The following is a 24964-nucleotide window of genomic DNA, read 5'->3' as shown; positions in this document are numbered from 1 at the left end:
CTCTGATGGCATCCGTTCAGCCCCCGGTTTTTTGCGGGCGAACGCGTTCCTCGGATAAGCCCCGATGACATAAAGCGCCGCAATGAACGAATTTGAGTTTGCCGGGTAAATCCGGCGTAACAAAGACATAGCCACTCCTCGTCGTAAAAACCTTATATCTCGAGGCTTTTAGACGGGAAGGGGCTAGTTGAGCAGACTGCAGAATCGATAGATAAGGGGGATTTCGCGCTCTCGCAGCCGGAAATCGCGTGAACGACGCGAGTAACTGCAAATCTCAAGAAGCGCGACGGATATCAGCGTCTGAAGGATAGCCATGGCTATCCAGATAACCAACTCAGGCTGGTTTTCTTTTTTCAGGACGGCATCGTCGTCGCTGCCGGAAAAGGCGTTTATACACGGATGGGCCGCACAATCCAGCAATACCGGGACACGATGACCGCCACCCTCATGCATATGGGAGGATTGGCCCGCACAATCCAGCGAGACAGGATGTTCCTCGGGTGTCACACGCCCGTTGCAGCTCACCCGCAGCAAGGACGACACCTGCAAGGCGATTAACGTCAACGCCAGAAAGCCTATCCAGCATCGACGTCTTCTGTATCTGAACAAGTTCAGCACGATTGGACAATCCCCCAGGCCCGCTTGCATGCTGATCCAGACAGCCAGATATGTCAAGTCGTATACAATTGTAAGGTCACCGCGGTGTCACTTGCATTTATGGATTTTCGCTGTCGGGATAACGCTCATGTCAGCCAGCTCAATCGACGGAATGGCTAGGATATCTGGCCCCCCATGCTCATGAAAAACCGGGATGTCCGCTCAGGCACGGGAGAAGCGGGTTCGTCCTCCATCCGAATCGCACAATCCTGCGCTGAAGACCCCCGCGAAGCCGTGCGTGAATTCCATGCGGGCGTCGCGTCCCAACAGCCGGCACTCGTGACGTTCTTTTGCTCCAGCGAATACGATCTCGATGCGATCGCCGCTGAAATACGCCGCCTGTTCGCCGGAATCCCCGTCGTCGGCTGCACCACGGCGGGAGAAATCGGACCGGCCGGCTACCGCGACCACAGCCTGGCGGGCGCGAGCTTCCATGCGGTGGCGGACATCCTGACCGGTCTGCGGCAATTCGACGGAGCCAGAGCTTATGCCCTGGCGCAAGCACTCCTGCAACGGCTCGAGGTTTCGGCCCCAGGGGCGCGTCCGGAGAACGGTTTCGCCCTCTTGATGATCGATGGCCTGTCGGTTCGCGGGGAAGAGGTCGCCCATGTGTTGCAGGACGCTCTGGGCAAACTTCCGCTGATCGGCGGGGCGGCCGGCGACGGCATGAAGTTCGCGAAGACCCAGGTCTATTTCGACGGCCATTTCGACACCGACGCCGCGGTTCTGACGCTTTTCAGCACGCCCTCGCCTTTCCAAGCGTTCACGACCGAACACTTCGCCGTCACCGACGAACGGGTGGTGGTCACCGAAGCCGACACCGCCCACCGCATCGTCCGGGAAATCAACGGACGGCCGGCGCTCCGGGAACATGCGCGGCTGATCGGCGGCACCGACGGCGTCGCGGCATTTCCGGGCCATGGCGACACCGGCGACCTCCTGATCCGCTCCGCCGACCGGGCGCTGTACGCAGCCAAGCATGCCGGCCGCAATCAGGTGAAGTGCTATGCCGGCAACGGATCAGGCGACTCCGCATGGGCAGCATCGCACTCGAAGGCCTGAGCAAAACCTACCCGGGCGGCTTCCCCGCGCTGTCGGACCTGAGCCTCGACATCGCCGGCGGCGAACTCCTCGTCGTCGTCGGGCCCTCGGGCTGCGGCAAATCCACGCTGCTGCGGCTCATCGCCGGGCTGGACCGCCCCACCGCCGGTTCGATCCGGATCGGCGGCACCAACGTGAACACGCTCTCCCCGGCGGCGCGCAATGTCGCCATGGTGTTCCAGGATTACGCGCTCTATCCCAACATGACGGTGCGCGGCAACCTCGAATTTCCGCTGAAGATGCGCCGCATGGGCCGCGCCGAACGCCGGCGCCGGATCGAGCAGGTGGCCGCGATGCTCGAACTTGCGCCGCTCCTCGACCGCAGCCCCGCCCAGCTCTCCGGCGGCCAGCGCCAGCGCGTGGCGATGGGACGGGCGCTGGTCCGCGAGCCCGCGGTGTTCCTGCTCGACGAGCCCCTCGCCAACCTGGACGCCCGCCTGCGCGTGCAGGTTCGCGCCGAAATCGCCGAACTGCAGCGGCGGACCGGGACGACCATGATCTATGTCACCCACGACCAGGTCGAAGCCATGACGCTGGGCCGGCGCATCGCGGTCCTGGACCGCGGCCGGCTGCAACAGGCCGCCTCGCCCCGCGATCTCTATGCGCACCCCGCCAACACTTTCGTCGCCGGCTTCATCGGCAGCCCACCCATGAACCTCCTGCCGGTCCGGCTCGAGCACTCCGGCCGGATCGTCCTCCCCACATTCGGCGGCTGCCCGCTGCCGGGAAGAACGGAGGCGCCGAAACAGACGGCCGTCGCCGGCATCCGGCCGGAAGCTGTCCGGCTGGCGGAACAATCGTCCGAGGGGATCGCCGCCCGCGTCCAGGAGGTGGAATATCTCGGCCATGAAACATTGCTGCATTTCGCCCATGAAGCGGGACCGGCCTGCCTCATCGCCCGCCTCCCCGGCCTGCAGCCCTTTGCCCGGGGCGATGCCGTCCGCCTCAGGATGGCGCCGGAAGACTGGCATTTTTTCGACGGGGCCGGTCAGGCGCTGGGCTGACCCCTGCGCGCTTCCAGTACCTTAAGCTCCTCGAGGGAATTCGCATTCGCGAACAGCTCCGGCACGTCGCTGTAGTCGGTCCGGTGGGTCCGGTGCCGGGCCAGCCAGGCTTCGACCCTGCGCTCCCCCGAAGCCAGAAATGCCTGGAGATCGGCCAGCAGGGACCGCCGCGCGATGAGGAATACCGGATGCAGGCGCTCGCCATCGTGCGCCACCGCGATGTCGCAGTCCGACGTTGCCTGATCCTCGGCCAGGCGTTTCAACATGCAGCCGGTGACCAGCGGCGTATCACAAGGCACGGTCAGAACGAATTCCGTGTCGGCCCAGGCCATTGCGCTCAAGAGTCCCGCCAGCGGCCCCTCGAATTCCCCGCTCGCGTCGGCGATCACCGGGCAGCCGAAGCCGGCGTAAATTTCCCGGCTACGGTTGGCGCTGACCACCACCTGCCCTGCCACCGCCCGCAAGGCATCCAGCGCATAAACCACCAGCGGCCTGCCCCGGAACGGCACCAGGCCCTTGTCGCGGCCGCCCATGCGGCTTCCTCTTCCGCCGGCCAGCACGCATCCGGTAATCTTGGGGGAAGGGTATTTCACGGCGCAAATCCTGACGATGATCGAAAAACCAATGCGGCACCTGCCCCTCCTGGCGGTAGCGGTCTTGTCCGCCTGCGCCTCGAAGCCGGCGGACTGGCGCGCGGACTATTACGAAGTGGAAACCGCCAAACCGTACGCCGACGTGATGGCCGAGCTGGAGCTGGCGATCACCGAGCAGAATTTCCGGATCACCGGCCACAACAAGATCGGCAGTGTGATACGCCAGCGGGATCAGATAGACTTTCCCGATTATGACACGCTGCAATTCTGTAACCTGACCCTGGCCCGGCAGATGCTCGAAATCGAGCCGGCGGCGGTGGCCTGGATGCCCTGCAACGTCGCCGTCCGCTTCGAGGGCGGCCGCACACGGATCACGGCGCATCTCTTGCCCGAAACCACCCGAAACCCGCCCCTCGACGATTTCGCCAGGGGCATGAACGAAAAACTCAAGAAAATCGTCGACTTTGCCGCCGAGAATTAGTTTCCTCTCCTCTCACCGATCCGACACGACCATGAAGAAAACCTTCCCTGCCAGAACGACCCGGCCCGTTGCACTGACCCTGCTGCTGGCGGGTCTGGCTGCCTGTGATCCCCAACCGGTGCAGCCGACGGTCCAGTCCTCCGCCGCTTCCGAGCAGCCCGCCGCCTCCCAGGGCACCGGAGATTTCCCGACGCTGACGCGGGTCGAATACGTTCTGCAGTGCATGCAGGAACACGGCGGTCAAAACTACGACAACATGTACCACTGCGCCTGCGCCGTCGACGTCGTCGCCAAGGCGATGACCCCCGACGAATACGACCAGGCCGTGACCTTCACCAACCTGTTCGGCATGGGGGGCGAACGCGGCGCCGTGTTCCGCGATCCGCCGCAATCCGAACAGCTGCGCAAGAAACTCAAGGACGCCAAGGCAGCCGCGAACGACACCTGTTTCCCAAAGACGCCGGGGAGCGCCGGGGGCCAGAGGGGAGGATAACCGGGAGGACGTGCCCGGGGGTCTGTCCCAAACATCGATGATGCGCAGGCCGTCCATCTCTCCGACCAGGTCCGTCTTGGATAGACGCCCAGAGGCCAGTGGCCACAAGGGGTCGTCTTCAAATACCCCGGATTCCGTGTTCATGACCGATGCCGGACGTAAGCCGTCGGGGAGCTGACCTGCGGCACCGGAAAAGGCCGGCCGTGGCGGGCGTGTCCAGGTCCGGTTCCATGAGGCGCCGGGCCAGGACGCGTTTTCTGACCATTGATGCCCAGAGCTTCAAGAACACCGACGGCGCCGGTCGGAAAGGCTGCGACGCCGGCAAAGAGGTTTCGGCCATCGAGCGTCATCCTGCGGTGGATGCCCAAGGGTTGCCGCATGCCATCGCGATGACGACGGCGGAGGTGACCGATCGCCAAGGCGCGCTACAGGCGATGGACCGCTGTGCGGCCAACCCGATCCAGGTCGGGAACGTATCGGTGGATCGCGGCCATACGGGACGACCGTTTGCCGAGGCGGTCGGGGGTGCCCCTGCCGGTCATGCCTCCGCGGGTCCGCTGCGACCGACGGCTAGTCCGGCAACAGGGAAAAGCTCATTCCGCCGCCGTTGCGCCCCAGATCGAGGAACAAGCGGCCGCCGGACCGATGATAATGCGACGCGGCCTCCAGCGACTGAATGAAGTGCTCGGCGGTCGGCCCCGGCCGGCAGCGCCCGGCATCGGACCGGGTGACGGCGATCACGATCCGGTCGCCGTGGGTCTCATAGATGCCCTCGCCCTTGAGGCATTCGGCCGAAAACTTGAGCCAGCCGTTGGCGAGCAATTGCAAGGTGTATTTTTCCGGTTTGGACACCAGATGCATCTTGCCGTGCTGATCCCAGGACTCCCATCGCCACAGCGGAACGCCGGGCACCGGGGATACCTCCCGACGGTCGGTGGCAAGCGGCTCCGGCGACTTCTGCACGACCGGCCTGGCCGGTTTGGCGGGTACGGGCTGCGGCGCGGACGCTACCGGCGGCTTGCCGGCACAGCCCGCCAAGCACAGCAATATCAGGGAAACGACCGGCCACCGGCCGAACCGATCCGCCCGACGACGGAAACCCCGCGCCGTCATCGCCCCTTTTCAACCCCCCGTGACGTTCATGTGGCGCAGGATCACCGGTCGGGCGGCCAGATCGAAGTCGTGGCGCTCCGGCTTCCGGCTCATGGCCTCCGCGATCACCCCCTTGAGTCGCTCGACATCGCCGGGATGAGCCCGCACGACCCGCTTGAGGTCCACGGAATGCTCGTTGCCCAGGCAGAGCAGCAGCCTCCCTTCCGCGGTGAGCCGCACCCGGTTGCAACTGCCACAGAAATTGTGCGAGTGGGGAGAGATGAAGCCGACCCGGGTGTCGGTCCCGGCGATCCGGAAATAGCGCGACGGCCCGCCGGTGGTTTCGGGGGTCGGCAGCAGGCTGAAGTGCATCTCCAGATCACTCCGGATGGCGTCGCTCGAATAGTAGCCTTCCAGGCGGTCGCGGCCATCGACCCATCCCAGGGGCATCTCCTCGATGAAGCTGATGTCGACGCCCTTGTCCACGGCAAAACCGACCAGATCCGCCACCTCGTCGTGATTGCGGTTCTTCAGGATCACGGCATTGAGCTTGATCCGCTCGAAGCCGGCCGCCACCGCGGCGTCGATGCCCCGCAGGACCATGGCCAGATCGCCCACGCGGGTCAGCGCCCGGAACCGCTCGGGTCGAAGCGAATCCAGGCTGATGTTGATGCGGCGCACCCCACAGTCCTTGAGCTCGGCGGCGGACTGCGCCAGCCGCATGCCATTGGTGGTCACCACCAGTTCGCGCAGCCCCTCGAGCCGTCCGAGCCGCCGCAACAGGTCGAGGGCGCCCTTGCGCACCAGCGGCTCACCGCCGGTGATACGGATCTTGTCGACCCCCAGCGCCACGAACGCGGCGGCGAGGGTGTGAATCTCCTCCAGCGTGAGAATCTGCGCGCGTGGCAGGAAATCCATCTCCTCGCTCATGCAGTACACGCAGCGCAGATCGCAGCGGTCGGTGATCGAAATGCGCAGATAGTTGACGCGGCGGCCGAAGCGGTCGATCAGACCGGAGGGTGGCGCGGAAGTGCTGGCCATGGGAACGAGCGAAACGGTCATGCCGCGTATTCTCCCATCGTTGACCGCGCCTTGAAAGCTCCGGTAGCGGCCGGAAGCTTGCACAGGGCGGATTCGCGTTCCGGCGAACCCTCTCGCGGACACATTCAGCCGCCGGCCTCCGCCTCGGGACGATCCGGCGCCGGCCAGTCGAGATGGAAGAAACGGCCCCGCGGCCGGTCGGTGCGTTCGTAGGTATGAGCGCCGAAATAGTCGCGCTGGGCCTGCAACAGGTTGGCGGGAAGGCTGGCGCTGCGGTAGCCGTCGAAATACGCCAGGGCCGAACCGAAAGCCGGGACCGGCAGCCCGTTGCGGACGGCGAGCGCCACGATTTCCCGCCAGTGGCCCTGGCCGCGATGGAGAGCATCGCGGAAATAGGGATCGAGCATCAGGTTCGACAACGCGGCATCCCGACCATAAGCGTCGGTGATCTTTTGCAGGAAACGGGCGCGGATGATACAGCCGCCCCGCCAGATGCGGGCGATGGTGGCAAAGTCCAGTTGCCAACCATAGGTTTTCTGGGCCTGGGCCATGAGTTGGAAACCTTGGGCATAGGCGCAGATCTTGGCGCAGTACAGGGCATCCCGGACCGCCTCGACCAGGTGAACGGTATCGGCCTCCAACCGGACCTCCGGGCCTTGCAGGACGACGCTCGCGGCCACCCGCTCCTCCTTGAGGGCCGACAGCGCCCGGGCGAAGACCGCCTCGGCGATGGCGTTGGCCGGTACGCCCTGCTCCAGCGCACTGGCCGCGGTCCATTGGCCGGTGCCTTTCTGCCCCGCCGCATCCAGGACCTTGTCGACCAGGAATCCGTCGCCGGACGGGTCCTGCTGCTGCAGGATGTCGCTGGTGATCTCGATCAGATAGCTCGAAAGCTCGCCTTCGTTCCAGTCCCGGAAAATGGATGCGATGGCACCGGACTCCAGACCGCCCAGGTGCTTCAGCAGCCAATAGCCTTCCGAGATCAGCTGCATGTCGATGTATTCGATGCCGTTGTGCACCATCTTCACATAGTGCCCGGCGCCGTTCGGTCCGATCAGGGCCGTGCAGGGCTCGCCGCCGGTCACGGGACGACCGGGCGCCGCCCCCTCCAGCGGCTTCCCGGTGGCCGGATCGACCTTGGCGGCGATCGCTTGCCAGACCGGCTCCAGCAAACGCCAGCTTTCCGCACTGCCGCCCGGCATCAAGGAGGGCCCGAAGCGGGCGCCGATTTCTCCGCCGGAGACGCCGGAACCGATGAAGCGGATCCCGGCGGCATCCAGTTCCCGCTCCCGCCGGATCGTGTCCAGCCAATGGGCATTGCCGCCATCGACGACGAGATCGCCCGGGTCCAGCAGCGGCAGCAGCTGGCCGATCACGGCATCGGTTCCCGCACCGGCTTTCACCAAGAGGATGATGCGCCGCGGCCTTGCGATGGCCTGCACGAATTCCGCCAATTCGGCGCAGGGACGAATGCGTACCCGTGACGGCTCCGCGCGTTCGCAATGGGCCATGAATTCCTGGGTACGCTGGTAGTTGCGGTTGTAAACCGCGATCGTATAGCCATGATCGGCGATGTTGAGGGCCAGATTCTGGCCCATCACGGCCAGGCCGATGAGTCCGACGTCAGCATTCCCGTTCTTCATCACGACAAGCTCCGAAAGGCAAGATTCGGAAGTCACCTTAGAACGCTTTGCGCGGCGAGTAAAGGCGGGAACCTCCCCGGTTTTTGCGCTGTCTGAAAAAAAGTCGGCACATGCACTACTATACGGCTGCGACTTTCTCAACAAGGACTCCGGTCATGAAGCTGCGTTCGCTCTCCCTGGCCATTGCCATCGCAAGCTCTTACCCCGCGTTCGCCGACCGGGCCGAACCGGCGCGGTATCGGCCGGTCGCGCCGCTGAACACGGCAGGCGTCCCGCAGAGCGGTTTTCTCGGCAGTGGCAGCCGGCCTTTCGAACTCGAGGTCCCCACCGTAGTGGCGGACCTCACTCCTGAAAACCCCGGCGAGTTCAAGACCGGCACGGTATATTCGCTGCCCATCCCCGTCACGCCGTCGTTGTCGTACTGGGAATCGGTCGCGGGCGGTCATGCCAGCCGTATCCGGATATCGACGGCAAATGCGGTGGGGCTCCGGCTGCACCTGGTTTTCGGCAGTGTTCCGCCCTCCCTCGAATTGCGCCTTCAGGGCAGCGAGGACGTGACCCTGCCGGCGCCGATCGCCAGCACGGAGATTCATGGAAATGAGCTTTGGTTGCCCGTCACCCGGGGAAGCGACGCCGATCTGGAAATTTTCGTCGGTGCCGACGTTTCCCCCGAGGCACTCGACCTGCGGCTGGACAAAATCAATCTCATCCTGGTGGACACCAGCGGGGCGAGCACTTCGGGCTTCAGCGCCCAAAGTGCAGGACTCGCCCAATACAAGGAATACGATCTCGCCTGCTGGTCGAACGATCCGGCGTATCCTGCGCTGCAGACCGCGGCGGCCGCCACCGCCAACATCCATTTTTTGAGAAAGGGCTCTTCTTATCTCTGCAGCGGCACCCTCCTCAGAGACAAGGGCGATACCCAGACCCCCTGGTTCGCCACAGCCAACCACTGCCTGCCGGATCAGACCGTCGCCGATACCGCATCCTTCGAATGGTTCTGGCAGGCGATAGACTGCAACGCCTACGCCACCGATCCGCGCTACGGCCAGACCTTCGGCGGCGCACAACTGCTTTGGACTGAGTTCAACCGGGAGCCTTCGTTTCTCAGGCTTCGGAATCCCCCCCCGGCAGACGTCTATCTCTCCGGCTGGGATACGGCCATCCATGTCGGGGATGCCGTATGGGGCGTGCATCACCCGCGTGGCGACCACACCATGGTCAGCAAAGGCAAGGTCACGGCGCTGCAGAAGACGTTCACCGACAGCGGCCAGGGGGGAACCCACCTGCTGGACGAAGTGCAATATACCTACGGCGGTACCGAAGGCGGCAGCAGCGGCTCCGGTCTGTTTGCCGTCTCCGGCGGTAATGCGTATTGGAAAGGCTCGCTGTTCGGCGGCTCGGAGAACGACTACCAGGACAGTGTGTACAGCCATTTCGCCGGGTATTACGAGCAGATCAAGCCCTGGCTCACGTCCTGCGCCCTGCCCTGGGGCGGCAGCATCCCGGGCGGCCAAAGCGTCACCGCCTATCAGAAACCCACTGCCACACAATGCGCTGCCGTGGCCGAAGTTCGGACCTGCACCGACGGCCAGCTCAGCGGAAGCCATACCTACGAAACCTGTACCTACGTGGCAGGAGCATCCTGTACCCTGCCTTGGGGCGGCAGCCTGGAAGACGGGCGGAGCGTCACCGCCTATCAGATCGACAAAGCCGTTAACTGCGCATCGGTCGCCGAGGTCCGGCGATGTTCGGACGGCAGCCTCAGCGGCAGCTATGAGCATCAGACCTGCACGAATTCCGCCGACTCCGCCTCCATGACCGTCGTTCATCCTGCCGGCGGCGAAACCTTCACGGCGGGAGAAGTCGTGCCGGTCCAGTGGCAACTGACCGGCTACGGCTCCAAAGCGAAAGTGAACATCGCGTTGTCCAAGAACGGCGGAGCGAAATGGAGTCTCTTGAAGTCCGGCGCCCGGAACAGCGGGAGCTGGAACTGGAAGGTCAGGAAAAGCCAGGCGACGTCTCAGGCGCTGATCCGGGTCTGCCTGCCCATGACCCGGAAAACCCCGGCCATTTGCGATGTCAGCGATGCCGTGTTTACGGTCCAAAAGTGAACCGGTCCGTCCCCCAAGGATTTCCCCAGTGTTTCAACCCTTGAAAGCTCGCCGCCTTGCCCCCCACAATTCCCGGGCATTCCTCCGAGCCCGCCTGTCTTTGGCAAGGAACGCGTGAGATGAGCACCCAATCCGGACTATTTCCGAACAGCACCGCATTTTCCGAGGACAACGCCGGCTTCGTCGAGGCGCTGTATGAACAATACCTGCGCGATCCGGAAACCGTGGCGCCGGACTGGCGCGAGAAGTTCCGCGCCTTCCGCGAAGGCAGGCCGGCCGAGCGGGCGATCCCCCCCCTCACCGTCGACGTCGACCGCGCCGTGCGCAAACAGGCGGCGGTGGACCGACTGATCGACCAGTACCGCACCCACGGCCATCTGTCGGCGGACAACAACCCCCTCAAGCCGGCTTCGCCTTCGCGCGACCTGGAGCCGGCCCGCTACGGCCTCGATGCCACCGACATGGACGCCGTTTTCTATCTGGACATTCTTCAGAGCGATGAGAAATTGCCGCTGAGAGACATCCTGGATACCCTGCAGGCGACCTACTGTCGGCACGTGGGCGTGGAATACATGCATATCATGGACTCCGAGATCCGGGAGTGGCTGCGGCGGAAATTGGAAGGATCGCGCGCCCAAGGCGATTTCGACACGGAACAGAAGCGGGAGCTGCTGCGCCTGCTCACCGCGGCCGAGGGCATCGAGAAACACCTGCACCGGAAATACGTGGGTCAGAAGCGGTTCTCGCTGGAAGGCGCCGAAAGCCTGATTCCGCTGCTCGATGAACTGATCCAGCGCTGCGGTGCCAAGGGCACGCGGGAAGTCGTGCTCGGCATGGCGCACCGGGGCCGCCTCAACGTCCTGATCAACATCCTCGGCAAGAAACCCGAACTGCTGTTCCGCGAATTCGAGGGCACCGAGAGTCACGAAGGCGGCTCAGGCGACGTCAAGTATCACCTGGGGTTCTCCTCCGATGTGGCAAGCCCCGGCGGTCCGGTCCATCTGACCCTGGCGTTCAATCCCTCGCATTTGGAAATCATCGATCCCGTGGTCGAGGGATCGGTGCGGGCGCGCCAGGACCGGCTCGCCGGGGATGCCGAGGCCGCGGTGGTGCCGGTACTCATTCACGGCGACGCCGCTTTCGCCGGCCAGGGCGTGGTCATGGAAACCCTCAACATGGCGGAAACCCGGGCCTATACCACCGGCGGCACGATCCACATCGTCATCAACAACCAGATCGGCTTCACCACCAGCAATCCTTTCGACGCCCGCTCCACCCTGTACTGCACCGATGTCGCCAACATGATCCAGGCACCGGTGTTCCACGTGAACGGCGACGATCCGGAAGCCGTTCTTTACGTCACCCGGCTGGCCGTCGACTACCGTATGAAATTCCGCCGTGACGTCGTGATCGACCTGCTCTGCTACCGCCGCCACGGGCACAACGAAGCGGACGAACCGGCGGTCACCCAGCCGTTGATGTATCGCTTCATCCGCCGGCATCCGCCGGTCCGGGCTCTGTACGCCGAACGGCTCATCGCGGAAGGCATCGTCACCCCGGACGAGCCGGCGCGGATGGAGCAGGACTACCAGGACGCTCTCGCCCGCGGCGAACCGGTGTCCAGACCGCTGCTCGGCGACTCCGCCGGCTATGTCAAGACCCGCTGGGACCGCTACCGGGACACCGATTGGACTGCAGCGGCAGAGACCGGCTTGCCGATGGCGGACCTCGCCGCCATTGCGGAACGGATGACGGCGCTGCCCGCCGGCTTCGAAGCACACGCCCGGGTCGAAGCGATCCATACCGCGCGCCGGCGGATGGCGGCGGGCGAACTTCCCGCCGACTGGGGCTTCGGCGAAACCCTCGCTTACGCCTCCCTGCTGTGGGAAGGCCGCAACGTCCGACTGACGGGCCAGGACGTCGGACGCGGCACTTTTTTCCACCGCCATGCCATCGTCCACGACCAGCGGACCGGAGAGGTTTGCGCCCCGCTCCAGCACCTCAGGGCGGGCCAGGGCAGGTTCGACATCTACGATTCGCTGTTGTCCGAGGAGGGCGTGCTAGGATTCGAATACGGTTACAGCAGCTCGGAACCCGACACGCTGGTGATCTGGGAGGCCCAGTTCGGCGACTTTGCCAACAACGCGCAGGTGGTGATCGACCAATTCATTTCCTCCGGCGAAACCAAGTGGGGACGCCTGAGCGGGCTGACGCTGCTGCTGCCGCACGGCTACGAAGGACAAGGCCCCGAACATTCTTCCGCCCGTCTGGAACGCTATCTCCAGCTCTGCGCCGGCGACAATATCCAGGTCTGCGTGCCGACCACCCCGGCTCAGATTTTCCACCTCCTGCGGCGCCAGCTGCTGCGTCCTTACCGCAGACCGCTGATCGTCCTGACACCCAAGAGCCTGCTACGCCACAAGCTGGCCACCTCCAGCCTCTCCGAGTTCGCCCAGGGTCGTTTCCGCTGCGTGATCGATGAAACCGACCGGCATGAGCCGGCCCGCATCACCCGCTTGGTGCTGTGCGCCGGCAAGGTCTATTACGACCTGCTGGAAACCCGGCGGCGGTACCAGACGAACCATGTCGCCCTGGTCCGTATCGAGCAGCTCTATCCCTTCCCGCGGAAGGACTTTCTGGCGATGCTGAAACGCTATCCCAATCTGCAGGAACTGATCTGGTGCCAGGAAGAGCCGGAAAACCAGGGGGCCTGGCATCAAATCAAACACCGTTTCCCTGGCATTCTGGACCGTCCCTTCGACATCGGCTATGCCGGTCCGCCGATGTCCGCCTCTCCGGCGGTCGGTCATTTCCGCCAGCATATCGAACAGCAGAAAATGCTGGTGGAACGCGCCCTCGTTCTTCCTGTCACTCCCACTGCCACGACGGAAATAGCCCATGCGCATCGAAATCAGTGTGCCTCCTCTGCCTGAGTCCGTCAGCGACGCCAAGTTGCTGGACTGGCACAAGAACGTCGGCGAGACCGTGGGCAAGGGCGAAAACCTGGTCGACCTCGAAACCGACAAGGTGGTGTTGGAAGTTCCGGCTCCGGAGGACGGCGTGGTGGTGGAGGTGCGGGGCGGCAAGGGCGATGTCGTGGTCAGCGGACAGCCGATCGCCGTGATCGACACGTCGGTTCGGCCCGCCGCACCCGCCGCCAGCGCGGCGACGGAGAAACCTGCGCCGGTGCTGAGCCCGGCGGTACGCCGCCTGGTCGCTGAACATGCCCTCGATCCGGCGGCGATTCCGGCCAGTGGACGCGAAGGACGGCTGACCAAACAGGACGTGCTGGACTTCCTGGAAACCAGACCCGCTGCGGAGAAGGCACGCCTGCCAGCCGGAGGGCGAAGCGAACGCCGGGTACCGATGAGCCGACTGCGCGCCAGGATCGCCGAACGCATGCTGGAAGCCCAGCATCGGACCGCCACCCTGACCACCTTCAACGAGGTCAATCTGCAGAAGGTGTTCGACATCCGCAACGCACACAAGGCCCGTTTCGAGCAGCAGCACGGCATCAAGCTCGGCTTCATGTCGTTCTTCGTCAAGGCCTCGGTGGAAGCGCTGCGCCGATTTCCCATCGTTAACGCTTCCCTCGAAGGCGAGGAAATCGTCTACCACGACTATTACGACATCGGCATCGCCGTTTCCACGGACCGCGGGCTGGTCGTACCGATCCTGCGCGATGCCGACCGGACCGATTTCGCCGGGATCGAGAAAGCGATCGCAGAATTCGGGCAGAAAGCGCGCAGTGGCAAGCTGAGCCTGGACGAACTCAGCGGCGGGACCTTCACCATCACCAACGGCGGCATATTCGGCTCCATGCTGTCGACTCCGATCCTCAATCCGCCGCAGAGCGCCATCCTCGGCATGCATGCCATCAAGGAACGGCCGGTGGTGGAAGACGGCCAGATCGTGATCCGGCCCATGATCTATCTGGCACTGTCCTACGACCACCGACTCATCGACGGCCGTGATGCCGTCTCGTTCCTCTTTACCATCAAGGAACTGCTCGAAGACCCCGTCCGCCTCATGCTCGCGGTGTGAGCTCCAGCAGGGATGCCGGCCCCGCAGGACGGTCAGACGGTTTTCTTGAGCGCCTCCAGCAGTTCCGCCTGAGCGTCGCAATGGTGGACGTCGGGCAGCCGCTCGTAGCTTCCATCCGAGCGCAGCTGCCAGGTCTGGCAATCGTCTCTCAAATAAAGCTCGAGATCATTGCGTACCCGCTCGGCCAGCTTCTTGTTTTCGATGGGAAAGCAGGTTTCCACCCGGCGAAACATGTTGCGCGCCATGAAATCCGCGCTCGCCGCATAGACCTCGGGTTCTCCCCCGTTTTCGAAGCAGTACACGCGGCTGTGTTCGAGGAACCTGCCGACGATGGAACGCACCTCGATGTTCTCCGAAACACCGGGAATACCAGGCCGCAAGCAGCAGATGCCACGGACGATCAGCCTGACCTGTACCCCAGCGCACGAGGCACGATAAAGCGCGCGAATCAGCTTGGGCTCGACCAGGGAATTGATCTTGATGACGATCCGCGCCGGCTTTCCCTCCTTCGCATGCTCGATTTCCCGCTCGATCTTGCGGATCAGGGTCTTGTGGAGAGTGAAAGGTGACTGCAAGAGCTTGTGCAGCTTGCCCATCTTGCCCAGACTGGTGAGCTGGACGAACACTCGCTGCACGTCCTCACCCAGCGCCTTGTCGGAAGTCATCAGGCCGTAGTCGGTGTACATCCGGGCGGTACGGGGGTGGTAATTGCCAGTGCCCAGATGGGTGTAGTACCGCAGCGAACGCCCTTCCCGGCGCAGAATCAGCAGGATCTTGGCGTGGGTCTTGTAGCCGACGATGCCATAGACCACCTGGACCCCGGCATCCTGCAGGCGGGTGGCGAGTGAAATATTGGCACGCTCGTCGAACCGCGCCAGGAGCTCGACCACGACGGTCACCTCCTTGCCAGCCCGCGCGGCCCGCGCCAGTGCATCAACGATGGGTGAATCCGGTCCGGTGCGATACAGCGTCTGCTTGATGGCTACCACCTGCGGATCGTCGGCGGCCTGGCGGATCAGGTCGATGACAGGGATGAAGGACTCGTAAGGATGGTGCAGCAGGATGTCCTGCCGGCGCAGGACCTCGAAGAAATCCTGGTGGCCCGTGAGCTGCGCCGGCCAGCCCGGCGTGAAGGGCGGATATTTGAGGTCCGGACGGTCGACCAGATCGTAGATCTCGCGGGCCCGGCTCAGATTGACCGGACCGTCCACCCGGTACAGGCGGTCCTCGCCGAGACCGAACTGGCTCAGCAGGAACTCGATGACTGCGTCCGGGCAATTGTCGGCCACCTCCAGCCGTACCTCGTCGCCGTAGTTGCGGCTCGCCAGTTCGCCTTCGACCGCCTGCAGCAGATCGTCGATTTCCTCCTCGTCCAGAAACAGATCGCTGTTGCGGGTCACCCGGAACTGGTAGCACCCTTTCACCTTCATGCCATGAAACAGGTCATCGACGAAGGCGTGGATGACGGAGGAAAGGAATACGAAATCGTGGAGCCGGCCGCTGGTCACACTCTTCGGCAACTGGATGATGCGCGGCAGCGCCCGCGGCGCCTGCAGGATGGCGAGATGGATGTTGCGGCCGAAGGCATCCTTACCGGCAAGGGAGATGATGAAATTGAGGGCTTTGTTGAGGGGACGCGGAAACGGATGGGTCGGATCCAGCCCGATCGGGCTGAGAATCGGCGCCAGCTCCTCCTCGAAGTAGCGCCGCAGCCATTTATGCTGGGCATCAGTCCAGTCGGAACGGCGGATGAAGCGGATGCCTTCGGCTTCCAGCGCGGGCAGCAGTTCCTGATTGAGCACGTGATACTGCTCGGCGACCAGCTCGTGGGCGCGTTCGCTGATGGCGGCGAGGACTTCCTGCGGCGTCATGCCATCCGGTTCGGTTTGCGCCGCCCCGAGTTCAGATTTTTGCAGCAGACCGGCGACCCTGATTTCGAAGAACTCATCCATATTGGAACAGGCGATACTCAGGAAATTGAGCCGTTCCAGCAGCGGCGTCCGTACATCCTTGGCCTGGTCCAGTACCCGGCGGTTGAACTCCAGCAGGCTGAGTTCACGGTTCAGGAAGCATCGCGAATCATCCAGACCGACGTCCGCCGAGGAAATCTCCGCCGTTTCGGCGGAGCCCGTGCCGGCAGAGACCTCATCGCGCCCTTTTTCCATGTCACCCACCATGAATTTGGCGGCCCTGACCATGCGCAGTGCCTTCTGCCGGCTCAGGCCCGGAATCTTGGTGAGCCGGCCGACGTCGGCGTCGGCGAGCTCCTCGACCGAAAAGATCCCGTGCTCCGCCAGCATGATCCGTGTCGACTTGCTGATGCCTTTGACTTTACTGATGACCAAACGTCCCCCCTCCTTCTCCGTTCTATTGCCTTCCACGGTCTCCATCAATCGAACAGTTTCAGATACTCCTCATAGCCGGCCTCCGCCAGTTCCTCCTTGGGGATGAAGCGCAAGGCGCCGGAATTGATGCAATAGCGTTTGCCGGTCGGCGCCGGCCCGTCGTCGAAGACATGTCCCAGATGGGAATCTCCATATCTGCTGCGTACTTCGGTCCGGACCATCAGGTGGGAGTGGTCGGTCAACGTGACGATGTGATCGGGCTCCAGCGGCCGGGTGAAACTCGGCCAGCCCGTTCCCGAATCGAATTTATCGGCCGAGCTGAACAACGGCTCACCCGACACGATATCCACGTAGATGCCTTCCCGATGGTTGTCCCAGTACGGATTGGCGAATGGTCGTTCGGTGCCGTTTCCCCGGCAGATCGCATATTGTTCCTCGCTCAGCCGTTCTTTGATCTCTTCCTCCGTCGGCCTCCTGAAGTTCTTTCGGTCCCAGCCCATAGCCGTATCTCCGTCGAAATCTCTAAGAAAATCAATTATTGAACATTGGCGTTCCGGCTTCCATCCGCTACAATCCGCGCCCTTCACAGGTGTCGACCGGCGGCCTGGCCGGTCGGTGAAACGGGAAGCCGGTGCGGATACCTTGTCCCAATCCGGCGCTGCCCCCGCAACGGTGATTGAGCCGAAACGTACCAAACGTTCCGAGGCGGATTCCTCAAGCCACTGCGCGCCTGCGCGGGAAGGCGGAACACCGCCCGGCGTCATGCCGCTCATCAGCCCGGAGACCGGCCTGCGATGACATGAAGACCCCGCGGAGGGCGAGGGTCGCATCCCGCATTTGCCGGTAGGTTCCCCACCGGCTCGGGCCGGCCTTTCGACCTCCGCGGAACCGTTGACGCCATGCGGGTGTGCATGGCCATCCCATGCAGAGGTCCATCGTGAAATCCCGGCTCTTCCGCCTTTCCCTGACGGCGCTCGGCGCCACCCTTTCCCTTGACACACCGGCCATCGACAGCGATCCCGCGGAACTCGACACCGTGGTGGTCACGGCCACCCGCACCGAAACGCCGAGCCGGCAGGTCGGCAGCTCCGTGACCGTCCTGACCGCCGAGGACATCAAGGAGCGGGGCGTCTATTCGGTCGACCAGATCCTGCGCATCGTTCCCGGTCTCGACATGGCCCAGAGCGGCGGTCCGGGACGGGAAACCTCGGTGTTCCTGCGCGGCGCCAACTCCGGCCAGACCATCGTCCTGATCGACTGGACCGAAATGAACGACCCCTCGTCGGCCAACGCCGGGTTCGACTTCGCCAACTTGACCGTCGACAACATCGAGCGCATCGAAATCCTGCGCGGCGCGGCGAGCTCGATCTATGGTTCCGAAGCCATCGGCGGAGTAATCAACATCATCACCAAGAAGGGCTCTGGCAAACCGAGGCTGAAAACCAGCGTCGACGGCGGTAGCTACGACACTTGGCGAGTCATGGGCGACCTCGCCGGCGGCGATCCCCGCTTCAACTACAGCCTCACCGCCAGTCACCGCGAGGTCCGCGGCTTTTCCGCCGCCGACCAGCACTTCGGCGCATCCGAGCGCGACGGGTACCGCAACACCACCGTCAGCACCCGCATCGGCGGCACACCCGCCGACGGCCTGGAGCTGGGCTGGAGCCTGCGCTACGACGACGGCTTCACCAAGCTGGACAATTACGACTTCCTGCTCCGGCGACCCGTGGATGACCCCAACTATACCGGCAACGCCAACGAGCTCTATACCCGCGGCTTCGGCACCCTCAAGCTCTTCGACAGCCTATGGGAGCAGACGGTCGGAATGGCCTACACCCGTGTGGACCGCCAGTACGACAATGCGGCCAACCCGGGCGATCCCTTCCCATTCCGCGCCGCCTACCTGGGCGAAAAGATCAAGGGCAACTGGCTCAATACGCTGCGTCCGCACGAAACCAACACCGTATCCTTCGGCATCGACGATGAAGAGGACACCATGACCATCATGGAACCCTCGCAGTTCGTCGAGGGCTACAACACCCTCGGGTATTTTCTCGAAGACCAGCTCAACCCCTTCGACGGGTGGTCCACCACGGCGAACGTACGGCATGACCACAACAATTCCGTCGGCGGCAAGACGACCTGGCGGGTCAGTCAAGTCTGGACCCTGCCGCTTCTGGAAACCCGCTTGAAGGCCAACTACGGAACCGGCTTCAAGGTGCCGGCGCTCGCCCAGCTCTACGACCCCTTGTACGACACAGGGAATCCGAACCTTCGTCCTGAAACCAGCACCAACTGGGACATCGGCGTCGAACAGCCGTTCGGGCAAGCCGTGAGAGGCAATGCTGGCATCGTGTATTTCAACAACCGATTCAAAGACCTGATCCAGTTCGATCCCGTCGCGTTCCGCATGGAAAACGTCAACAATGCCACGGCCGAAGGGATGGAAACCTATGTCGAACTGAATCTGCTGGCCGGCCTGGATCTGCGGGGCACCTATACCTACATGGACAGCCGGGACCAGGATACCGGAACCCCGCTCTATCAAAGAGCCCGGAACAAAGGAGCGTTCGACCTCAACTACCGTTTCGACAACGGCGCCAACGTCCACGCCAACATCGTGATGGTCGGCCCCCGGCTCAGCACGGGAAACCGGACCGCAGCCGGTTATGTCGTCCTCGATCTTGCCGCATCCTATGAAGTGAGCGACCGACTGTCGCTGTGGACCCGGGTGGACAACGCGCTCAACAAGTGGCATGAAGAGGTCTACGGCTACGGAACCACCGGGGCCGCGGCCTATGGCGGCCTAACTCTGACCTATTAGGGAAAAGCCCTATTTCACGACCCGCAGCGCCGGCCGCTTTTTCTGCGCCGGCTCCTGCGGCTCGGGCGAAGTGGGCGGTCCGCCGCCGGGCCCCTCTTCCTGGTCGAACACCATGCCCTGACCATTTTCCCGGGCATACAGCGCCATGACGGCCGATATCGGGATGTACACGCGGGTGGGCGTGCCGCCGAAACGGGCGCTGAACGTCACTTCGCGGTTGTTCATGTCCAGATGCTGCACTGCCTGGGGGCGGAGATTGAGCACGATGCGCCCTTCCTGCACATACTGACGCGGCACGTCCACCGAAGGCACTTCGGCGTCGACGAGCAGGTAGGGCGTGAAATCATTATCCACCAGCCAGTCGTACACCGCCCGTATGAGATAGGGCTTGAGCGGAATCATGCGTTTTCCGGGGTGAGGCGGGCCGCCGCGCCGAACTCCCGCTCCTCGTCGCTCAGGCTCGCCTGAAACGAATGACGTTCGAACAGCCGGGCCGCGTAAGCCTTGACCGGCTCGGCCTGGCGCGGCAGTTCGATACCCAGCATGGGCAGTCGCCACAGCAAGGGCGCCAGCGAACAATCGACCAGGCAGAATTCGTCACTCAGAAAATAGGGCTTGGCGGCGAACACGGGTGTGGCAGCGAGCAGACTTTCCCGCAACTGCTTCCTGGCCTTCTGGGCGCCCGCATCGGACGCGTTTTCGATCTCCTCGACAAGACCGTACCAGTCCTGCTCCACTCGATGGACCAGCAAACGCGCCCGGGCCCGCGACACGGGGTCCATCGGATGCAGCGGAGGATGGGGAAAACGCTCATCGAGGTATTCCATGATGATGCGGGAGTCATAGAGCACCAGATCCCGATCGACGAGCGTCGGCATGGTGCCGTAGGGATTCAGTTCGACCAAATCCTCGGGAGGGTCGCCCATGTCGACATATTCGACGTCCGCGGAAATTCCCTTTTCATGCAGCACGATCCGTGTACGATGACTGTACACGCAGGTCGGGGAACAGAACAGAGTCATCACGGATTTTCGGCTGGCCGCAGTTGCCACGTATCACACCTCTTTCATGTCGTGATCACGCCCGGAATCCCCTTCCTGATCATGGCCAACCGCGTATCGGCGGGCCCGTCCCCGTGGGAGCGGCAGAACACCCGAGCCCTTCGGGGAAGCCCCATCCCGGGGTTCCCGGACCGCTCGCCCGCTTGGAGCGAATCCCCGTGCGTTGGCCGGACGGATCGGGACGCCTGGAGCGTCCCCGACTGGTCCGGATTGTATCATGATCGCTTCAGGCGATGTCCTTCCAGTATTCCTGCTTGAGCCGGTAGAGAACGAACGCCAGAACGATCAGCACGACGATCACGTATTTGCCGATGCGCAGCCGATCCAATTGGGCGGGTTCGGCGGCATAAACCAGGAAATTGACCAGATCGGCCACCATCCCGTCGAACTCGTCGGGCGGCAACGCCCCCTGGTTGACGTGTTTCAGGCCGACGATGGCTTCCACGCCGCCGCCTTTCTTGATCACTGGCCGCTGAGCGCCCTGGAGCGACGCGAATACGTCCGGCATGGCGACCTGCCGGAAGAAAGCATTGTCCACGCCGTTCGGCCGCGACGGATCCAGATAAAAGCCACGGAGATAACTGTAGATCCAGTCGGGATGACGCGAACGCGCGATCAGCGAAAGATCGGGCGGAGCGACTCCGAACCAGCGCTCCGCATCGGCGGCATGCATGGCGCTGAGCATGCTGTCCTGAAGTTTGGCCTGACCCCGCAGGAAATCACGCTCCAGCACCCCCTCCTCCAGCTTCAGATCGTGCGCCATGCGCGAATAGCGCAGATGCTTGAGGGAATGACAACCCTGGCAGTAGTTTGCATAGGTCACGGCCCCGCGTCTGAGCGACTCCTTGTCGAAAACGTCGACGGCGACGTCGTCCAGCGGCATGACGCTCTCCACGGCTAGAGCACTGCCGGCTACCAAAGTCAAAAAAAATCCGGCGATTCGTCTCATTTTTCGATTCCGCTAAATTCCCTGGCTCTGTCCAAGCAAGCGGCGACCCTTGCGCCAGCCTTTCTATACCATTTGGAATTCTCCACCGCGGCGATGGCCCGCCTCACCCCTTCCCACACGACGCCCTGCCGCTTTTCCAGCGGAATCACGGCTTCGGTCAGACGCTCCGGCAGGGGCCTGGTCCTGTCCTTCAGGCTGTACCAAGGCATCAGCAGGAAAAAGGCGAAGTAATTGAGCGAGAAAAACCGGGCCAGGAACGTTGTGGCGGGTGTCACCGGCTTGGTGCCCAGGATGCCGAGCCCAACGAAGCTCAGAACGAAGAGGGTCAGGGCGGTCTTGTAATAGATGCCCCTGTAGCGAATCGAGCGTACCTGGCAGCGGTCCAGCCACGGCAGTCCGAACAGCAACACGATCGACGCCCCCATGGCGATGACGCCGCCGAGCTTGTCCGGCACTGACCTGAGGATCGAGTAGAACGGCGTGAAGTACCACACCGGCGCGATGTGTTCCGGCGTCTTCATGGGATCGGCCGGCTCGAAGTTGGGGTGCTCCAGGAAATAGCCCCCCATTTCCGGCGCGTAGAACACGACCAGGGCGAACAAAATCACGAATACCGCCATGGCATACAGATCTTTCACCGTGTAGTAAGGATGGAGCGGAATGCCGTCCAGCGGCACACCGTCGGCATCTTTCTTCTCCTTGATCTCGATGCCGTCCGGGTTGCCCGATCCTGAAGTGTGCAGCGCCGCCAGGTGCAGCACCACCAGCAGCACGATGGCCAGCGGAATCGCCACGACGTGCAGGGCGAAGAAGCGGGTCAGCGTGGCGTCGGCCACCACGTAGTCGCCCCGCACCCAGGTGGCGAGATCCTCGCCGATCACCGGTATGGCGCCGAACAGCGAGATGATCACCTGCGCCCCCCAGTAGGACATCTGTCCCCACGGAAGCAGATAACCCATGAACGCCTCGGCCATCAAGAGCAAAAAGATCACCATACCGAACAGCCACAGCAGTTCCCGGGGCTTCTTGAACGACCCGTAGAAGAGCGCCCTGAACATGTGCAGATAGATCACGATGAAAAACGCCGACGCACCCGTCGAATGCATATAGCGCAGCAGCCAGCCCCACTTGACGTCGCGCATGATGTATTCGATCGAATCGAAGGCGAGACCGGCATCCGGCTTGTAGTGCATCGCGAGGAAAATGCCAGTGACGATCTGGTTGACCAGGACGAACAGGGCGAGCGAGCCGAAGAAATACAGCAGATTGAAATTCTTCGGCGCGTAGTACTGGGTCAGGTGATCACGGACGAAGGCGCTCACCGGAAGACGCTGGTCCACCCAGTCCATGACGGCTCTCATTCTCTCGTTGGGCATCAGGCCTCCTCCTCGCCGGCCACTCCGATCAGGATCCGGGAGTCGCTCAGGTATTTGTAGGGTGGGATGTCCAGATTCTTGGGCGCCGGCACTCCCTTGAACACGCGGCCGGCCAGATCGAAGCGGGAGCCGTGGCAAGGGCAGAAAAAGCCTCCGGGCCAGTCGGAACCGAGATCCGCCGGCGCCACGTCCGGACGAAAGGTCGGGGCACAGCCCAGATGGGTGCAGACACCGATCGCCACGAAAACTTCGGGTTTGATCGCGCGAACGACATTGGTCGCCGCTTTCGGCTGATCGGACTCCTTCGACAAGGGATCGCGCAGAACGTCTTCGCCGAGCGTTGCCAGACGATCGAGTTCCTGCTGCGTCCGGCGCAGAATCCACACGGGCTTGCCGCGCCAGAGCACGCGGATGAGCTGGCCCGGTTCGAGTTTGGTGATATCGACATCGACCGGGGCGCCGGCAGCCTGAGCCTTGGCGCTGGGCTGCATGGAGCCGACGAACGGGACGGCGACCATGCCGGCGCTGACGGCACCGATCATGGTTGCGGCTTGAGTTAGGAACCGGCGCTTCTCCGAATCGACGCCTTCAGTCATGGTGAAAATTCTCCAGCGGTGATCGGGAGCGTTCTTACCCCCCTTTGGAAACAATCCATTTCGAAATCCTCCTTATTGTTTGGCCGCCGATTGTGTTGCATAGTGCGCAGTTTGGTCAAGCCAAACCGGGTTTATTGTAACACCCAGGGGGCCGGCGGCCTCCGGTCCGCCCGGGGACGGTTTCCACGGCGGGCCCGTTGCCGCTACCCCCGTGAACCCGAGCGGCACGGCACGCTTTAATGGTGCCTGATCCGATATTCGGCCGAACGGGCATGCGCCCCCAGCCCTTCGCCCCAGGCCAGCAGCGAAGCGGTACGGCCCAGTTGGTCTGCGCCGTCTGGCGAACAGTAGATCAGGCTGGACCGCTTCTGGAAATCATAGACGCCCAGCGGCGACGAGAAGCGCGCCGTGCCCGAAGTCGGCAGGACGTGGTTGGGACCGGCACAGTAATCGCCGAGCGCTTCCGCGGTATAGCGCCCCATGAAGATGGCCCCGGCATTGCGGATCGACTCCACCAGGACCTCCGGACTCTCCACCGAAAGCTCCAGATGTTCTGGCGCGATGCGATTGGCGACCGCCGCCGCCTGCTCCAGATCATCGACCAGGATCATGCCGCCGCGCCGCTCCAGCGAGGTGCGGATGACCTCGGCGCGCTCCATGCCGGGCAACAGCCGCTCGATGCTTGCCTGTACCGCCTCCAGATGGGCTGCATCCGGGCTGATCAGGATCGCCTGGGCATCCTCGTCATGCTCGGCTTGCGAAAACAGATCCATGGCAATCCAGTCCGGGTCGGTCCGCCCGTCCGAGATCACCAGGATCTCCGAGGGGCCTGCGACCATGTCGATCCCGACTTGGCCGAACACCAGCTTTTTGGCGGTCGCCACATAGATGTTACCGGGGCCGACGATCTTGTCGACCCGCGGCACCGTTTCCGTCCCATAAGCCAGGGCGGCGACGGCCTGTGCGCCACCGATGCGGAAAACCCGGTCCACTCCGGAAATATAGGCGGCAGCCAGCACCAGGGCGTTCAGCTCTCCCCGCGGAGCCGGCACCGCCATGATGAGTTCCGGCACGCCCGCCACCTTGGCAGGAACCGCATTCATCAGTACCGAGGAAGGATATGCGGCCTTGCCACCGGGTACATACAGGCCGACCCGGTCGAGCGGCGTGATCTTCTGTCCCAGCAAAGTGCCGTCGGCTTCACGGTAGTCCCAGGAATCGAGCTTTTGCCGCTCGGCGTAGGCCCGGATGCGCTCCGCCGCTTCCCGCAGGGCTTTGGCTTGTTCGGCGGGCAGCGCCTGCCAGGCCGCTTCCAGCACGTCACGCGGCAACTCGAGCGCCGCAGCGGTATCCACGACGAAATGGTCGAAACGGGCCGTGAGCTCCACCAGGGCCGCATCGCCATCGCGGCGGATGCAGCCGATGATCTCGGTCACGCGCTGGTGGATGTCGGTGTCCTCGCTTTCGCTCCAGGCAAGCAGCCTGTCCAGTTGCGATGCAAAGTCCGCATCGCCGGTGTAAAGCCGTTTGATTTTTACTTCGGTCATAAA

21 protein-coding genes, 1 pseudogene and 1 riboswitch are annotated in these 24964 nt (G+C 63.3%); of the genes and pseudogenes, 9 read left to right on the top strand and 13 right to left on the bottom strand.

Going from position 1 to position 24964, the window contains the following annotated elements; genetic code table 11:
- Positions 1-183: 183 nt before the first annotated feature.
- Complete coding sequence (locus tag H156_RS16955) at positions 184-618, bottom strand: hypothetical protein (RefSeq protein WP_154656649.1); 435 nt, start codon at positions 616-618, stop codon at positions 184-186.
- Between the two features lie 174 nt (positions 619-792).
- Between H156_RS16955 and H156_RS15770 the strand changes: the two genes are divergently transcribed.
- Both H156_RS15770 and H156_RS0104285 read left to right on the top strand, forming a co-directional pair.
- Positions 793-1719, top strand: coding sequence for an FIST N-terminal domain-containing protein (locus H156_RS15770; RefSeq protein ID WP_017366270.1), 927 nt, complete (start codon positions 793-795; stop codon positions 1717-1719).
- Positions 1692-2762: an ABC transporter ATP-binding protein gene (locus H156_RS0104285; protein ID WP_017366271.1), complete on the top strand. Its 1071-nt coding sequence runs from the start codon at positions 1692-1694 to the stop codon at positions 2760-2762. Before H156_RS15770 ends, H156_RS0104285 begins: the two co-directional genes overlap by 28 nt.
- Here H156_RS0104285 and mobA read toward each other — a convergent pair.
- Entirely contained in the window at positions 2747-3355 is a 609-nt protein-coding gene (gene mobA / locus H156_RS0104280) for a molybdenum cofactor guanylyltransferase MobA (protein WP_017366272.1), read from the bottom strand. The genes H156_RS0104285 and mobA overlap by 16 nt on opposite strands.
- A 16-nt stretch (positions 3356-3371) precedes the next feature.
- Between mobA and H156_RS0104275 the strand changes: the two genes are divergently transcribed.
- The 3 genes and pseudogenes from H156_RS0104275 to H156_RS17455 all read left to right on the top strand — a co-directional run.
- Positions 3372-3836, top strand: coding sequence for a DUF302 domain-containing protein (locus H156_RS0104275; protein WP_017366273.1), 465 nt, complete (start codon positions 3372-3374; stop codon positions 3834-3836).
- 31 nt (positions 3837-3867) lie between these two features.
- On the top strand, positions 3868-4329 hold the full coding sequence (locus tag H156_RS0104270; RefSeq protein ID WP_017366274.1) for a hypothetical protein: 462 nt from the start codon (positions 3868-3870) through the stop codon (positions 4327-4329).
- 236 nt (positions 4330-4565) lie between these two features.
- Positions 4566-4850: pseudogene (locus H156_RS17455) on the top strand (transposase); the annotation flags it as partial.
- Positions 4851-4899: 49 nt separating this feature from the next.
- Here the strand turns inward: H156_RS17455 and H156_RS0104265 are convergent.
- The 3 genes from H156_RS0104265 to gndA all read right to left on the bottom strand — a co-directional run bounded on the left by H156_RS0104265 (position 4900) and on the right by gndA (position 8105).
- Entirely contained in the window at positions 4900-5442 is a 543-nt protein-coding gene (locus tag H156_RS0104265; RefSeq protein ID WP_017366275.1) for an META domain-containing protein, read from the bottom strand.
- A 9-nt stretch (positions 5443-5451) separates the two neighbouring features.
- A complete protein-coding gene (gene moaA / locus H156_RS0104260; protein ID WP_017366276.1) occupies positions 5452-6483 on the bottom strand; it encodes a GTP 3',8-cyclase MoaA in 1032 nt (343 codons plus the stop codon).
- Between the two features lie 104 nt (positions 6484-6587).
- A complete protein-coding gene (gene gndA, locus H156_RS0104255; protein ID WP_017366277.1) occupies positions 6588-8105 on the bottom strand; it encodes an NADP-dependent phosphogluconate dehydrogenase in 1518 nt (505 codons plus the stop codon).
- A gap of 155 nt (positions 8106-8260) precedes the next feature.
- On the opposite strand from gndA, the gene H156_RS0104250 reads away from it, so the two are divergent.
- From H156_RS0104250 to odhB, 3 genes are all read left to right on the top strand, one after another.
- Positions 8261-10219 carry a trypsin-like peptidase domain-containing protein gene (locus tag H156_RS0104250; RefSeq protein WP_017366278.1) on the top strand — a complete coding sequence of 653 codons (1959 nt, stop codon included), beginning with the start codon at positions 8261-8263 and terminating at the stop codon, positions 10217-10219.
- Positions 10220-10338: 119 nt separating this feature from the next.
- Positions 10339-13152 carry a 2-oxoglutarate dehydrogenase E1 component gene (locus H156_RS0104245; protein WP_017366279.1) on the top strand — a complete coding sequence of 938 codons (2814 nt, stop codon included), beginning with the start codon at positions 10339-10341 and terminating at the stop codon, positions 13150-13152.
- Positions 13118-14263: a 2-oxoglutarate dehydrogenase complex dihydrolipoyllysine-residue succinyltransferase gene (odhB, locus tag H156_RS0104240; RefSeq protein WP_017366280.1), complete on the top strand. Its 1146-nt coding sequence runs from the start codon at positions 13118-13120 to the stop codon at positions 14261-14263. The genes H156_RS0104245 and odhB overlap by 35 nt, the downstream gene beginning before the upstream one ends.
- Before the next feature lie 32 nt (positions 14264-14295).
- On the opposite strand, the gene ppk1 is transcribed toward odhB, so the two are convergent.
- Positions 14296-16608 carry a polyphosphate kinase 1 gene (ppk1, locus tag H156_RS0104235; protein ID WP_162136878.1) on the bottom strand — a complete coding sequence of 771 codons (2313 nt, stop codon included), beginning with the start codon at positions 16606-16608 and terminating at the stop codon, positions 14296-14298.
- Between the two features lie 44 nt (positions 16609-16652).
- Positions 16653-17108, bottom strand: coding sequence for a peptide-methionine (R)-S-oxide reductase MsrB (gene msrB / locus H156_RS0104230; protein ID WP_017366282.1), 456 nt, complete (start codon positions 17106-17108; stop codon positions 16653-16655).
- A 70-nt stretch (positions 17109-17178) separates the two neighbouring features.
- A riboswitch (cobalamin riboswitch) is annotated at positions 17179-17415 on the top strand.
- 130 nt (positions 17416-17545) lie between these two features.
- Here msrB and H156_RS0104225 point away from each other — a divergent pair.
- Positions 17546-19432: a TonB-dependent receptor plug domain-containing protein gene (locus H156_RS0104225; RefSeq protein WP_238536909.1), complete on the top strand. Its 1887-nt coding sequence runs from the start codon at positions 17546-17548 to the stop codon at positions 19430-19432.
- 9 nt (positions 19433-19441) lie between these two features.
- Here H156_RS0104225 and H156_RS0104220 read toward each other — a convergent pair whose 3' ends face one another.
- The 6 genes from H156_RS0104220 to hisD all read right to left on the bottom strand — a co-directional run bounded on the left by H156_RS0104220 (position 19442) and on the right by hisD (position 24961).
- Positions 19442-19834 (bottom strand): ClpXP protease specificity-enhancing factor, encoded by a 393-nt coding sequence (locus tag H156_RS0104220; protein WP_010961204.1) that lies wholly within the window; start codon positions 19832-19834, stop codon positions 19442-19444.
- Positions 19831-20484, bottom strand: a complete 654-nt coding sequence (locus tag H156_RS0104215; protein WP_017366284.1) for a glutathione S-transferase N-terminal domain-containing protein — start codon at positions 20482-20484, stop codon at positions 19831-19833. Before H156_RS0104215 ends, H156_RS0104220 begins: the two co-directional genes overlap by 4 nt.
- 235 nt (positions 20485-20719) lie before the next feature.
- Positions 20720-21442, bottom strand: coding sequence for a cytochrome c1 (locus H156_RS0104210; RefSeq protein WP_017366285.1), 723 nt, complete (start codon positions 21440-21442; stop codon positions 20720-20722).
- Positions 21439-22818, bottom strand: a complete 1380-nt coding sequence (locus H156_RS0104205; protein WP_010961207.1) for a cytochrome b — start codon at positions 22816-22818, stop codon at positions 21439-21441. The genes H156_RS0104210 and H156_RS0104205 overlap by 4 nt, the downstream gene beginning before the upstream one ends.
- Positions 22818-23414 carry a ubiquinol-cytochrome c reductase iron-sulfur subunit gene (petA, locus tag H156_RS0104200; RefSeq protein WP_010961208.1) on the bottom strand — a complete coding sequence of 199 codons (597 nt, stop codon included), beginning with the start codon at positions 23412-23414 and terminating at the stop codon, positions 22818-22820. The genes H156_RS0104205 and petA overlap by 1 nt, the downstream gene beginning before the upstream one ends.
- Before the next feature lie 236 nt (positions 23415-23650).
- Entirely contained in the window at positions 23651-24961 is a 1311-nt protein-coding gene (hisD, locus tag H156_RS0104195; RefSeq protein WP_010961209.1) for a histidinol dehydrogenase, read from the bottom strand.
- Between the last annotated feature and the right edge of the window lie 3 nt (positions 24962-24964).

Source organism: Methylococcus capsulatus str. Texas = ATCC 19069, from assembly GCF_000424685.1.
Lineage (GTDB): Bacteria > Pseudomonadota > Gammaproteobacteria > Methylococcales > Methylococcaceae > Methylococcus > Methylococcus capsulatus.
The sequence above is the reverse complement of the archived record's forward strand: the minus strand, read 5'-3'. Positions and strand labels throughout refer to the sequence as shown.